16 protein-coding genes are annotated in these 13,676 nt (G+C 40.7%); 10 read left to right on the forward strand and 6 right to left on the reverse strand.

Annotated elements, in window-relative coordinates:
* Positions 1 to 17: 17 nt before the first annotated feature.
* Positions 18 to 701: a RadC family protein gene (radC, locus tag LZZ98_RS10095; RefSeq protein ID WP_237787736.1), complete on the forward strand. Its 684-nt coding sequence runs from the start codon at positions 18 to 20 to the stop codon at positions 699 to 701.
* A gap of 82 nt (positions 702 to 783) precedes the next feature.
* Positions 784 to 1,695, forward strand: coding sequence for a bestrophin family protein (locus LZZ98_RS10100; protein ID WP_237787737.1), 912 nt, complete (start codon positions 784 to 786; stop codon positions 1,693 to 1,695).
* Between the two features lie 129 nt (positions 1,696 to 1,824).
* Here LZZ98_RS10100 and LZZ98_RS10105 read toward each other — a convergent pair whose 3' ends face one another.
* Entirely contained in the window at positions 1,825 to 2,676 is an 852-nt protein-coding gene (locus LZZ98_RS10105; protein ID WP_237787738.1) for a PHP domain-containing protein, read from the reverse strand.
* Positions 2,677 to 2,721: 45 nt separating this feature from the next.
* On the opposite strand from LZZ98_RS10105, the gene LZZ98_RS10110 reads away from it, so the two are divergent.
* From LZZ98_RS10110 to mnmC, 4 genes are all read left to right on the forward strand, one after another.
* Positions 2,722 to 3,336, forward strand: a complete 615-nt coding sequence (locus LZZ98_RS10110) for a septation protein IspZ (RefSeq protein WP_086176838.1) — start codon at positions 2,722 to 2,724, stop codon at positions 3,334 to 3,336.
* A gap of 26 nt (positions 3,337 to 3,362) precedes the next feature.
* Complete coding sequence (locus tag LZZ98_RS10115) at positions 3,363 to 3,665, forward strand: YciI family protein (protein WP_237787739.1); 303 nt, start codon at positions 3,363 to 3,365, stop codon at positions 3,663 to 3,665.
* Between the two features lie 4 nt (positions 3,666 to 3,669).
* A complete protein-coding gene (locus tag LZZ98_RS10120) occupies positions 3,670 to 4,191 on the forward strand; it encodes a hypothetical protein (RefSeq protein WP_237787740.1) in 522 nt (173 codons plus the stop codon).
* 67 nt (positions 4,192 to 4,258) lie between these two features.
* Complete coding sequence (mnmC, locus tag LZZ98_RS10125; protein ID WP_237787741.1) at positions 4,259 to 6,163, forward strand: FAD-dependent 5-carboxymethylaminomethyl-2-thiouridine(34) oxidoreductase MnmC; 1,905 nt, start codon at positions 4,259 to 4,261, stop codon at positions 6,161 to 6,163.
* A 112-nt stretch (positions 6,164 to 6,275) separates the two neighbouring features.
* Here mnmC and LZZ98_RS10130 read toward each other — a convergent pair whose 3' ends face one another.
* On the reverse strand, positions 6,276 to 6,590 hold the full coding sequence (locus LZZ98_RS10130) for a rhodanese-like domain-containing protein (protein ID WP_237787742.1): 315 nt from the start codon (positions 6,588 to 6,590) through the stop codon (positions 6,276 to 6,278).
* Positions 6,591 to 6,681: 91 nt separating this feature from the next.
* On the opposite strand from LZZ98_RS10130, the gene LZZ98_RS10135 reads away from it, so the two are divergent.
* Positions 6,682 to 7,170, forward strand: a complete 489-nt coding sequence (locus tag LZZ98_RS10135; protein WP_237787743.1) for a YajQ family cyclic di-GMP-binding protein — start codon at positions 6,682 to 6,684, stop codon at positions 7,168 to 7,170.
* A gap of 31 nt (positions 7,171 to 7,201) precedes the next feature.
* Positions 7,202 to 7,702 (forward strand): DUF4442 domain-containing protein, encoded by a 501-nt coding sequence (locus LZZ98_RS10140; protein ID WP_237787744.1) that lies wholly within the window; start codon positions 7,202 to 7,204, stop codon positions 7,700 to 7,702.
* Positions 7,703 to 7,800: 98 nt separating this feature from the next.
* On the opposite strand, the gene LZZ98_RS10145 is transcribed toward LZZ98_RS10140, so the two are convergent.
* From LZZ98_RS10145 to LZZ98_RS10155, 3 genes are read right to left on the reverse strand one after another with little or no spacing between them, the layout of a single operon-like run.
* Positions 7,801 to 8,172 (reverse strand): acyl-CoA thioesterase, encoded by a 372-nt coding sequence (locus LZZ98_RS10145; RefSeq protein ID WP_269091746.1) that lies wholly within the window; start codon positions 8,170 to 8,172, stop codon positions 7,801 to 7,803.
* Between the two features lie 55 nt (positions 8,173 to 8,227).
* Positions 8,228 to 8,665: a thioredoxin TrxC gene (gene trxC, locus LZZ98_RS10150; RefSeq protein ID WP_086176846.1), complete on the reverse strand. Its 438-nt coding sequence runs from the start codon at positions 8,663 to 8,665 to the stop codon at positions 8,228 to 8,230.
* Positions 8,666 to 9,562: an alpha/beta hydrolase gene (locus LZZ98_RS10155; protein ID WP_237787746.1), complete on the reverse strand. Its 897-nt coding sequence runs from the start codon at positions 9,560 to 9,562 to the stop codon at positions 8,666 to 8,668.
* Positions 9,563 to 9,686: 124 nt separating this feature from the next.
* Between LZZ98_RS10155 and LZZ98_RS10160 the strand changes: the two genes are divergently transcribed.
* Complete coding sequence (locus LZZ98_RS10160) at positions 9,687 to 10,022, forward strand: TIGR01244 family sulfur transferase (protein ID WP_237787747.1); 336 nt, start codon at positions 9,687 to 9,689, stop codon at positions 10,020 to 10,022.
* A gap of 550 nt (positions 10,023 to 10,572) precedes the next feature.
* Here the strand turns inward: LZZ98_RS10160 and LZZ98_RS10165 are convergent.
* Positions 10,573 to 12,042, reverse strand: coding sequence for an Ig-like domain-containing protein (locus LZZ98_RS10165; protein WP_237787748.1), 1,470 nt, complete (start codon positions 12,040 to 12,042; stop codon positions 10,573 to 10,575).
* A 152-nt stretch (positions 12,043 to 12,194) separates the two neighbouring features.
* On the opposite strand from LZZ98_RS10165, the gene LZZ98_RS10170 reads away from it, so the two are divergent.
* On the forward strand, positions 12,195 to 13,568 hold the full coding sequence (locus LZZ98_RS10170) for a dihydrolipoyl dehydrogenase (RefSeq protein WP_237787749.1): 1,374 nt from the start codon (positions 12,195 to 12,197) through the stop codon (positions 13,566 to 13,568).
* The last annotated feature ends 108 nt before the right edge of the window (positions 13,569 to 13,676 follow it).

Consider the following 13,676-nt stretch of genomic DNA (forward strand, 5'->3'; position numbering starts at 1 on the left):
AAAAAAGTCTAAAAACAATGAATTTATCGATCAAACACTGGCCTGAACAGGAACGTCCACGCGAAAGGCTGATTCAACAAGGCGCAGCTAGCCTGTCAGATGCAGAACTGCTGGCCATCTTTTTACGCTCCGGCTCTAAGCAACATTCTGCCGTAGAACTTTCACGAATGTTATTGCAGCATTTTGGCGGGCTTAATCCTATTTTTGATGCCGATCTTCAGGATTTAAGCCAGTTCCATGGTATCGGTGCCAGCAAATATGCCCAACTGATTGCGGTTAAGGAGTTGGGGCGGCGCTATATTTCAGCACATTTGCAGCAGGAGAAAATTGAACTGAATAATTCAAAAACCTTGCTGGATTTTTTGAAATTTGAATTACTGGGTGAAAAGCAGGAAGTTTTTGCCGTACTTTGCCTCGATCCGCATTTAAGAAAAATAAGCTTTAAAAAAATGTTCTATGGTTCACTTAATTCGTGTGAAATTTCTACAAATCAATTGCTTCGTCATGCCATCAATCAACATGCCAGTAGCATCGTGATTGCGCATAATCATCCTTTGGGTATGCCACAGCCATCCAATACCGATATTGAACTTACCCAGCGCATTTTAACGGCCTGTCAATTATTGGAAATCAAGCTGATTGATCATTGTATTGTATCGCCGGAAGGATCCTGCTCATTGGCTGAACTGGGACTGATTTAAGCTGCACAAATAATTGTAACAAATATTGACAACAGCCCGACTAACATTGAAGATCAACAAAAATTTTGCTGATACTAATAACATGATTGTTCGTGATCAACCTAGCATATTCAAGCTGCTCTTTTCCTGGCGTGGAACGATTCTGCCCAAGGTTTTGCCGCCTTTAGGTGTGGTTATGCTGATCTCCGCAGTGATTGGCGGACTGTCTTATATTGGTTATTTTCATTTTCCGGAACTTCCCTTGGTGGGCTTCACCTTAATTGGGGTAGTGCTGTCCATTTTTCTCGGTTTTAAAAATACCGCCTGTTATGATCGCTGGTGGGAAGCACGTAAACTTTGGGGCATGCTGATTGCCAATGCCCGGCATTTTGACCGTGACTGCCGCATGTTCAGTCAAGGACGCCGTGAACGGATCATCCAGCATGTCATTGTGTTTGCCAATGTATTGCGTGATCGTTTACGTCATCAAACGGCCAATCCCCTAGCTTTGGTGGAAACCAGCGGCATGAGCCCACAGGCTTTAACCCAGCTTTACCAACAGGCCAATGCACCGCAATACACCTTGAGCTTGATTCAATGGGAATTGATGCAGGCGCTGAAAGAAGGTGAAATTTCCGACATTATTTATACTCAAATGAACCAGCATGTGGCTGAACTGAGTCGGGTTCAAACCGGTTGTGACCGTATTGCCACTACCCCTTTGCCTTTTGCCTATTCGGTGCTGCTGAATCGTACCGTGTATTTTTTCTGTTTTATGCTACCGTTTAGCCTGGGTTCAACCTTGGGTTTGGCGACGCCTTTAATGGTCGGTATTTTGGCTTATACTTTTCTGGGTCTGGATGCTTTAAGTTCAGAAATCGAAGAACCGTTTGGTACCCAAAGCAATGACCTGCCGCTAGATTCATTGGTACGCACCATCGAGATTGAATTATTGAGCACCTTAGGTAAGCCGACCCCGCCACCTATTCAGGCACAAGATAATAATCTGCTTTAGACCCTCATCCCCTTGCGGAATATATTCATCATCCCAGAGGGAGAAGGAGCTTTTATCCTTTCTAAATTTTAATAATGGATATCTCCTCTCCTTCTAGGAGATGAGAAGTGCCACTTCGCAAGGGAGAGGTCAAACAAAACCCTCCCAAATCCCTACCTGTCCTTCTTTAACGCGCGGAATATTGCCCAGCTTGATCCACGGCATATTGTCCCCATGAAAATCGCTGCCCACAGAAACTTTAAGACCAAACTGTTCAATCATACGGTCGACCATTTGACGGGTTGAAGCCGGTTCTATAGCAGGTGGAAGTTCTATGGCATCTCCACCAAACTTGGCAAAAATTTCGATCAGGTAGCGGATATTGGTGGCAGACAGGTCATAACGGGTAGGATGAGCCAAGACAGCAAATCCAGCACTTTGATGAATCACCTGAATGGTTTCCTCTAAACCCAAGCCATCAAATTTTACATAGGCTTTTTTGCCTTCTTTAATATATTTATCGAAGGCCTGTTGTGGACGGCTCACATAACCTTTTTCTACCAAAGTTTTGGCAATATGCGTTCGGGTAATCCTGTCTGCAACACCCTCCACTTTGGCAATCACATCGGCATAAATATCTTCACCAATCAACGGAATCAACAAATCGCAGATCTGTCTGGCGCGAATCGCCCGAATCTGTTTTTGTTGTTCCAATAAGGCCAGCAAAGGTTGCGGATTTTGCATATTCAGCGCAACTACATGTACAGCATAGTTTTTCTTGGTTGCCGGACGTGACCATTGGCTGGAAATTTCCACGCCAGAAATAATCTTTAGCGGTAAATCTAATGCAACTTTTTCAGCTAATTTTAAGCCATCCATGCTATCGTGATCCGTCAGCGCAAGGGTATGAATGCCTTTTTCTATGGCTGCATGCACAAGTTGTTCTGGAGACAAAGTTCCATCAGAAATATTACTATGTGTATGTAAATCTACGCCTTGCATAACTTATACTATGTCATTTATTTGATCAGATTTAGATACTCTAACATGAAAGCACTTTTAGACTTTGTGCCACTCATTATTTTCTTTTATTTATATAAAACTGTTGATCCAAAGGATACCGAGCATCCGCTATTACATTTGATCGGTTCGGCAGGAGGTATTGATAATAACAACATTTTGGTGGCTACCGCGGGTCTGATCCTCTCAATGCTGGTGGTGTATGGCATTCTATTTATCAGCCAGAAATTCCGTTTAGAAAAACAGCAATGGATCGTGCTGTTTATGACTGTCATTTTTGGTGGTATCACCTTAATGCTGAGCGATGATTTTTATATCCGTTTAAAAGCCGCACTGTTGAATCTGGTCTTTGCCGGTGCTTTCCTGCTTTCGCCTTATTTTACCAAAGATAAAAATCCGTTGATTCAGCGTTTATTTGGCCCCATTTTCAATTTAACGGCTAAAGGCTGGAAAAATTTAAACTTCGCATGGGCTGGAATGTTTGCGTTCATGTCGTTCTTGCATGTTTTCTTCGCATTTATATTTGCCCATGGAAAATATTGGGGCGAATTTACCGCATTTGGTGACATGATTGTGATGTTTTCCTTTATCATTATTCAGTTTATTGTCTTGCGCAAACATTTTAAGTCGCCTGAAGCCTAATTCAGGTCAACTGATCGAGAAAGAATATGCCTTTATTCGTGGTAACTTGTACTGATAACGAAGGTACAGTCGAAAAACGTCTAGCTACACGTCCACAACATTTGGAACGTCTGCAAAAATTAAATGATGAGGGTCGTTTAATTGTGGCAGGTGCGATGCCTAAAGATCCAGGCAATCCACAAGCAGGTTTTTATGGCAGCACGATTATTGTTGACTTTGAGACCCGCGAAGCACTGGATGCATGGCTACAAGATGAGCCTTTCTTAAAAGAAGGCGTATATGGTCATATTGATGTGAAACCTTTTAATAAAGCTTTCCCTCAAGGATAAAATCATGCGTGTTGTAGTTTCAAGCTTATTGGGTTTCTCTTTAATCTGTTCAACAGCTTGGGCAGTAGAATCTGCTCCTGCTCCGACACCTGCTGTAGCCCCTGCTGCTCAAGCAACGACTGCAACACCATCTGCACAGACCCAAAAGCCACAAACTTTAGCTGCAAATAAACCGGGTACTGTTCCTGCTGCCAATCTGGATGTCAATGGTTTACCCCAGGAAGCCAAACCTCTAACCGCAGAGCAACTTGCAAAAAATAAAGCAGTTCAAGATGCCAAAGTAAAAGCACTAGTTAAAGATCAAGCCACACGTTTACAGCAACTGGAAAAAGCCAATTTAGATGCCTTGTCGCAGAACCAGGAACTGCAATTGAAAAATGACAGTTTGGGTGTTCAGGTGCAAGTATTGCAAAGCGAGCGTAGCGCACAAATGTTTTTATACGGTGCAGCAACGATTGCGGTTGGTGTATTGCTGGGCTTCCTGATTGCAAGTTATGTGTACACCAAACGTCGTCGTCAGTGGTAATTGTGGTACTGACTGCTGTATTGAGTTTATTGCGTTCTTACTGATTCTTTTAAAGGTAATTTAGGTTTTGTCTAGCCGCATTCAAACTGCCGATCTGGATTGGCAACAGGTGGAAGGAATTGATGTTCCCGTTTCCAAACAGTTCGGAGACGTTTATTTCTCTAAGGATAATGGCTTGCTTGAAACACGGCATGTGTTTCTAAATGGCAACGATTTATCTACCCGTCTGGCAAAGCTGAGTGACTTCGAATATTTCTGTGTCGGTGAAACCGGTTTTGGTACAGGCTTAAATATTCTGGCCCTGTGGCAGCTTTGGCAACAGGTTCGCCCAGACAATCATAGCCATCTACATGCCATTTCTGTGGAAAAATTCCCCCTAAGCAAAGATGACCTGATACGTGCCCTCAATGCATGGCCGGAACTCAAACCCTTAGCTGAACAGTTGATTGCCCAATACCCTTTGCCGATTGCGGGTTGTCACCGATTGTCTTTCCCTGATGAGCGTTTTAGCCTGGATTTATGGCTGGGGGATGCACATGATGTCTTTCCCGTCGTGGAAAAAACGGCAGCAGTCAACGCATGGTTTTTAGATGGCTTTGCCCCATCTTGTAACCCGGATATGTGGGAAGAAAACGTTCTCAACAATATTGTGCGTTTATCGGATATAGGGACGACATTTTCTTCATTCAGTGTGGCCGGCGTACTGAAACGCGGCCTAAAAAATCACGGTATTTCTATTGCACGTCCGCGCGGTTTTAAGCATAAGCGTGAAATGCTCAAAGCCATCTGGAATGCGCCCGAAGATGATCTAAATACTTCAGAAAATTCAGCTTTAACTCAAAAAGAAACCGAACTAACCGCTACAGTTTTTAAACAGCGTCAGATTGCGATTATTGGCGCAGGAATCGCAGGTTTAAGCTGTGCCTGGGCATTTGCACAGCGTGGCCATTACGTCACCATTTATGACCAGACAGCGCCTCTTTCCGGCGGCTCTGGCAATCCACTGGCATTACTGAATCCCAAACTGTGTTCGATTGTTGAACAAAGTGCCGATCATCTCATGACTCTGGCCTGGCAGCATGCCTTAAATCATTATGCAATCTTTAAAGCTTTCCGCCCGATTCAGGTGAGCCAATTCGCGCTGAAAAATGCCGATGAATTGCTCGGTCTTGCACAGCAATATCCTAAAGGCATTCTTCAAGCGGAATCCGCCACAGACAGTATTCTAAGCACTGAATCGCCCAGTCTCAATTTATTACAGGCCGGTGCTGTTTCGCCGCATCAATTAGCTGAGCAAATTCTCAAACATCCTTTAATCCAATATCAGCAGGTAGAAGTCACCGAAATTAAACAGGCGAATTTGGTGAATCTATTCGATGCTACACAGCAACTATTGGGTGAATTTGATCATGTGATGGTTTGTGCTGCACGACAAAGCCAAAATTTCTTTGAGCATTTTCCAGTACTAAAGCCTATTCGTGGTCAAGTCAGTTGGGTCAACAATTCTGCACAGCCTTTAGACTATAAACAGGCCTATAGTTATGGCGGCTATTGCATGCAGCTAGATGCAAATCATCTTATTTTAGGGGCGTCATTTTATCCCAACCGTGATGATGATGAAGTGCTACTAGAAGATCATGTGCATAACCAAGAACTTATCCACAGTGTCTTTCCTGAATATGGCAAAACTTTAGCACCCGTGGACAGCTGGCAAGGCCGTGCTTCAGTACGTGCACAAACTCAGGATTACTTTCCTGTCGTAGGTCAGGTGAAAGATGATCAGCAGATCTATACATTGACGGGTCTGGGTTCGAAAGGATTTTTATTTGCGCCGCTGTGCAGTGAAGTTTTGGCCGCTCTGGTGTTGGGCGAAGCTTGTCCAATTTCATCGACTTTACTGAAAAAACTCAGTGCCAGACGCTTTGAAAAGAAAGTGAAAGCGAAGAAGCCTTATTTTAAGCCTAATCTTTAATTCTTCCTTGGTCTTTAAAAAGAGAAATTCCCTCTCTAGGAGAAGATTAAGAAGAGGAAACTTTCTATTTACCAATAAAAAAGCGCCTTTCGGCGCTTTTTTCACAAGATGATTATGCATCTTGTTCTAGTGGCATGCCTGCATCACGAGCAGCGCGAGTACCGCCCATCAGAATGACATATTCACGTGAGCTATCCAGACCCTCTAACTTCTCAGCTGCACGTGGAGCTTTACTACCACCACCGCATAAAATGTAAATAGGCTGATCCGACTCCACCTGAGTTAAGCTGTTTGCACTCAAGCCATCAATGGGCTGATTTACAGCACCTTTAACATGACCTTCAGCAAAGGCTTTTGTATCACGAACATCCCAGATAACTGCATTTTCTGGGAACTCAAATGTTGTAATTTCTTGTTTACGGATCATTGTGCACTCCTTTGATGTAAACAACACTTGGCAAATGAAGAAAACATCCCTAGCATCTCAGATATTCTTTCCCTTTGTAAAGGTCTAAACCATGCCTTCTTTCGATATTGTATCTGAATTAGAAATTTTTGAAGTAAATCATGCTGTTCAAAACACGCAAAAAGAAATTGCAACCCGTTTTGACTTCCGCGGACAAGACGTTTCTATTGAACTCAATGAAAAAAACAAAGAAATCAAAATCAGTACTGAAAGTGATTTCCAATGTGAACAAGTCTATAGCATGCTGGAAAATCATTTCTTTAAACGTAAAGTCGATATTCAGGCGCTTGATCCACAGAAAATGACCGCTTCTGGCAAAAATGTGATTCAGGTGGTCAAGCTTAAAGATGGCCTTGACTCTGATACTGCAAAAAAAATTAATAAAGCCATTAAAGAAAGCAGCATTAAAGTGCAGTCTTCAATTCAAGGCGACAAAATTCGTGTAACTGATAAAAAGCGCGATACTTTGCAACAAGTGATGGCATTTTTAAAAGAACAGCAATTTGGTGTGCCTTTGCAGTTTAACAACTTTAAAGACTAATGCTGTAATGCAATAACAGCCGAGAAACTTCATGACACCGACCAACCGCTTATCTAAACTGGTAAAAGTAACCTCTAAATTACCTCAGGGCATCCGCAGTAGACTGTGGAGCAAAGTATTTGGTCGGGTCGTGCCGATGGTCGGTAGTGCGCAGATTCGCTATCTGGAAGTCAGTCATTCCGAAGTGGTGGTCAAGATTGAAAACCATCGTGCCATGCAAAATCATATTGGTCAGGTGCATGCTTGTGCCATGGCACTGATTGCTGAAACCGCTACCGGTTTTGTCACTGGAATGAATGTTCCTGACTCCTGTATTGTGCTGATCAAAAGCTTAAAAGTCGATTTTAAACGCCCAACCAAAGGTGCGATGGTTGCAACTGCCACATTAACGGATGAGCAGCAAAAACTGATGCAAAGCACTGAAAAAGGCGAAACGCTGGTAACAGTCCATGTGACAGATGAATCAGGTGAGCAACCGATTCAGTGTGAAATGCTTTGGGCTTGGGTATCCAAGTCACATTTAAAGAACTAATTTAATCTTAAAAATTTACAACCATATCAATGTATTTCTAAATACCAGACCACTAAGATGATAAAAAGCCCAATCATGATTGGGCTTTTTATTTCGAATTATTTTACGGGTTGTGATGCCTGATATTTTTGTTTGACCTCATCCGGAATTTGACGCTTCGCACCTTTTACATCTACTGCAACAAAGGTAAATACGCCTTCGGTTACGCGAATAGGTTCACGTGAATCATCATGGCTATCCCACACTTCAATCTGCATTTGAATAGAAGTATTACCCACTTTTAAAATCTTGGTATAACAACTAATCACATCACCGACTTTGACTGGAACCAGAAAAGTCATCTGATTAATCGAAATGGTTGCACAGCGTCCTTTACTAAAACGTTCTGCGTGAATTGCACCTGCCAAATCCATTTGTGAAACAATCCACCCACCAAAGACATCACCACTCCAGTTGGTATCTGCTGGCATCGCAATTGTTTGAAGGGAAAGCGTTCCTTCCGGTTTTACATGAATATCTGACACGTTAACTCCCAGTATTGGCATTTAAATGTTGATCTAGCCACTGTTGTAGCTCTGTAGATCGTAGCGCACCACTTATTCTACCAATTTCATTGGTTTTATTCATCAAAACTAAAGTGGGAATACTGCGCACACCAAAAGCACCACTGAGCTGAGGTGATTCCTCGGTATTGATTTTTGCAAAAATCACTTTGGGATTCTGTTTGGCGACCTGTTCAAAATGGGGAGCCATCATCTTGCAGGGACCGCACCATTCTGCCCATAAATCAATGAGTACAGGTAATTCACTGTGGGTGACAAAGTTACTAAAATTGTGCTCATTCAATTCAATGGGAGCCAGAGGAAGAAGCACTTGGTGACACTGACCACAGTTTGGATTGGCTTCTAGTTTATCTTCAGGTACTCGATTTCTAGCACCACACGCAGGACATACAATAATCATTTAGCTCACTCCAATATGTTGATGTAAAAATTCTAATTGGGTTGATATGGCTTTTTCAAACCATTGACCATGATAGATATCAAAATGCTGCATATCCCATTCATGGTATTGTACATAAGGTGCAATATTGGTTGCCGTTTCACGACTGGATTCAATCGGAATCAGGCTATCTAGTTTGGAAGCAATAAATAAAACAGGCACACTAATTTTACGGACATCCTGGATAGGACGATAACGGATCAGATTAAAAAAAACACGTGCTGGAATCTCACCACTCCAGAAATAATCCGGGTTGACTATAGATAAATATCCCTCATAACTATCTGCTGTAGGCATAAAGCATAAGCCTTTTCTATCCACAACAGGTAATGTTTTTGGGGATATTCCCACTTTCGCGCCCATATAGTCCTGACTTGATATTTTTAATGCTTTCGGGAGTTGTTGTAAAGGATAAAGCTTGGCGCTTTCTGTACCATCAACAAACGGCACCTGTACCATAACGGCCTGAACATTTTTCAATTCTGCCGCCAGATTTAAAGCATAGCCTCCGCTTAAGGAGGTTCCCCAAAGCACAATGCGTCGCGGGTCAATTGATTTCCGCTCTAATACATGCGCAATCATGGTGCGCCAATCTTCTAATTGAGATTGAATCGATACCAATTCACGTGGGCGACCTGTGCTCCCACCCCAATAACGATAATCAAACAATACCACTGCATAACCCGCTTGAGCAAAACGCTTGGCATACTGAACCAGTTTAAATTGACGCAAGGCTGCCAAACCATGGGCCATAATAATGACAGCAGGCTTATGTTCAGTTTTGGGACGGTAAAAATCTGCAGCAATAACCTCTTTCCCACTATTTACATAAAGTGGTTCAACTGTATAGGAATGCATACGCGCTCCATTGCGTTATTTTATGATTGTAATCGCTTATAAAAATTTCAACAGATCAAGCTCAAGTTTCAGCTTAATGCTATCATAAAGCATATATCTATTGAGCAAATTATGGAGTGACAAAATGAGTGAAAATGTCGGCTTTGCAGGTCAAATTTCTCCGGAGCACGTAGCACAAGTTGTTGAAAAAGGTTTTAAATCGATTATCAACAATCGCCCAGATATGGAAGGTGGTCCAGAACAACCAACAAGTGCACAAATTGAAGAAGCTGCACGTAATGCAGGCTTAGATTACGTTTTCCAACCCGTGGTAGCGGGTCAAATTACTGAAGTCGATGTACGTACTTTTGCTAATCACTTTAATGAGCTGCCAAAACCGGTATTGATGTTCTGCCGTACTGGCAATCGCTCAAATAACTTATACCAGCTGGCAAAACAGATGGATTTATTAGATGATTAAGCACGTTACTGATCGTGCTTTTTTAATTTCATTTTGACCTTTAATACCGAATTGTTTGTATAACCTATTGATTTAATCTGTAGGTAAAATTTTTTTGGCGGTATTAAGGGGTCAAATGACAGCAGATCAATTTGAGCTTTTTTAGATTTTAAGCCTACCATCACTTACCTCGTTCTAATTAGTGACGAGGCTATTTGGCTTAATTCAATCCACTCAGACATATTGCTGAACAATAGCTTAGCAGTGTTATTCCCCCATTACTGATAGTAAAATTTTTAAAACACACATCGTTAAATTTTTAAAATATGATAATAAACTTCTAAAATCTATATTGGAGATAGGTCGAAATAGCTATTACCCTCCCATATTATGAATGAAACAAAAATTAGGATTGTGTTTAATGAATAAAATAATTTTTCTATTTCTTATTTCATGTGTCATTGTGGGATGTAGCTCACTTAATGTTCGACCTACTGTTGGAGTGAGTGTGGGAACGACAATTTAAAAATATAAAGCAAAAAAAAACAGCGCCGAAGCGCTGTTTTTATTATCAATCTGGACTAGAGCAATCTGAGGAATCCCCAAAAGGACTATACTCGTTTGGAGAAATCATACTATCTAAATCAACATCAGACACTAAGTGACTTAAACCAATAGAAGTAGAGCCTTTTATTAATTGACTAGAAACACTAGTTTTCGCAGTTAACTGAACATATAACCATCCAGCATATATTTTAGGGTATTGAATTTTTAAGTCAAAACGACCATTCGCATCTGTACGATATTTATTATCAGTTGCAGGTGTACCTTCACTATTAATATAACTTACCACTTGCACACTTGTACCATTAGCTGGTTTTAACTGGCTAACAGATTCACCATCTAAATTAACTTTTTGACTTGGGGATGTACAACTATAGTGGTTCAATGGTAAATATTTATCTGCTTTACCGTCAGCAGGATCACTTGTATCTACAAAAGAAAAATGACCTTTAGCATAAATTAATGGATTAACCCCCATAGTCACTTCTTGATTTGGAATTGGTTTTCCATCAATATCGTTCACTTGTACTGAAACATTTTTATAATAATACACGCCTGTTGCAGAGTCTTCAATTTTAGTAGGATTATAAGCAACGGTGATCGCCCCAACAGGAGTTGGTACATCAGAATCTACTACGTTGATTTTATATTTATAGATTGTTGTAGACTGTCCAAAATTTGCCTCTAAATTTAAATCCTCAGCTACAAATTGTGCTGCTGTATAAGAAGCATTTCTAGCACCCTCTGACAATTGTAATGTATATTTGATTTGACCATTTGCATCAGTTTGTGTGGCCTGTGGAACAAATTTCACTCCATTTTTCGCAACAGCAATAACTTTTAGGGTAATTGCCTGATTTGCTAAAACTGCACCATTTGCATCTACAGCAGTCAATGTCAATGTTGTCTCATCACCGCGAACATTTAATGCTGCTTTAGTTGCCTCAAATAATACGATACTTGTAGTATCTGCTGATGAGCTTTGATCACCAGTTACTGTTACAGTTTGCTCTTGAACAATCGTGCCATCTTTGGTTTGAGCTTGAATGATAATACCATTTTTAATTAAATCTTGAATATTTTTAGCAACAGCAGGTGTTTTTAAAACAAAGGTGACATTACCTGCAACATCAGTCACGCCAAAAGATGCCCCTTCAATAGCAACATTATTTGTTGAATCAATGACTTTTAAAACTAAATTTGTATCAGCTACACCCCCTTTATTTTCATCTAAAGCTCGAACTGTAACAGTAAGCTGTCCATTCGTTGCAGCCATAGATAATTTATCTAATTCAATTTTTAATGCAGACACCGTTGCAGATGTTCCGGCAGTACCGCCATTATTAGTATTTCCATTCCCAGAATTAGATGAAGAGCCTTGATTATTAAAATACCCCTCACTACCACCGCCACCACAACTTGCAAGTAAAACAGCTAAAGCAACTGTAGATAATTTTAAACTAATATTTTTACTCATGAATATCCCCGGAACCCTCAAAATTTTAGAGCTTGTTCTTAATTAATATTGCGTGATATGTAATCATAGTTAGTACTTTATGTAAACAAAAGCATGATAAATGTTTTACCGTGTTAACCTAAAAATATGATAAAAAAGTGAGCCATTTCACAATGTATGACCTAATTATTATCGGTGCTGGCACTGCCGGAATCGCTGCTTATCAAGAAGCCATTAAATACACTCAAAATATTCTTATTGTTAATGATGGATCATGGGCTACAACCTGTGCCCGCGTCGGTTGTATGCCTAGTAAAGTTCTTATCTCCGCTGCAAATCGTATGCATGATATCCAAAATGCCAAGTTGGTCGGGCTTAATGTCGTAGTTGAAATTAATACATCTCAAGTAATGCATCATGTTCGAACGCTTAGAGATCATTTTACCAATGCGACACTCAAAGATGTAAATAGCTGGGCAACTGAACATAAAATATCGGGACAAACTCAATTCGTTAATCAAAATACGATAATAGTAAACGGTCAGGAATATCAGTCTAAAAGTTTTATCGTAGCTGTAGGCTCTACCCCAACCGTCGATTCCCAGTGGAAAGAACAACTCGGTGATCGACTCATCACATCCGATCAAATTTTTGAATTAGAAAAATTACCCCAGTCTTTGGCAGTCATCGGTAGTGGAGTGATCGCTATTGAATTAGCACAAGCCATGCAAAGATTAGGGGTGAAAACAACCGTTTTTGCACGCAGTCGTAAAGTTGGAGCATTAAGCAGCCCAGCTCTGCAAAAATTAGCCCAAGATGAAATCAGTAAAAATTTGAATATTAAATTCGAAACATTACCGACTACAGTACAGCGTGGTACTCAGGAAGTTATTATTCACTTCGAAGAAAATAATCAACCTCAACAACTAAATGTGGAATATCTCTTGGTTGCAACAGGTCGTAAAAGTTATTTAGATACATTGCTATTAAATAATATTGATCATACATATACCGATCTTAAAAAACTTCCAGTTAACAGTAAAACCAAACAGCTGGGAGATTATCCTATTTTCATTACAGGTGATGCACATACCAACACCCCTATTCAACATGAGGCAGCACATGAAGGACGTCAGGCTGTACACAACTGTTTAAACTATCCTGCAATCAAAAGCTTAAAAACACTCACACCTTTAGCTATCGTATTTAGTGCACCAGAAATGGCAATCGTAGGACAAAGTTTTAAACAACTTAGCGATACAAAAATTGAATTTGTCACCGGCATGGTTTCCTATGAAAAACAGGGTCGTGCTTTAGTGCTAGCTAAAAATAGTGGTGCTATTGAAGTGTATATCGATCAATCTTCACGCAAGCTTTTGGGTGCAGAGTTATTTGTAGAAGCTGCGGAACATATGGCTCATATGCTGGCATGGATGATTTCAGAAGATTTAACCGTAGATGAAATTCTAGATAAGCCTTTCTATCATCCAACTTTAGAAGAGGGTTTAAGAACGGCACTAAAGCATGCTAGAAGACACTTAAACTAAATAATAAAGAAGTTGATTCACACTAGGGCGTGTCCTCATTTGGCTTTGCACCAAATAAATATGCAGGCTATACGGATCATAGATTTATAATTGCGTGCTAGTTTATCA

This window comes from Acinetobacter sp. SM34, assembly GCF_022012365.1.
GTDB lineage: Bacteria > Pseudomonadota > Gammaproteobacteria > Pseudomonadales > Moraxellaceae > Acinetobacter.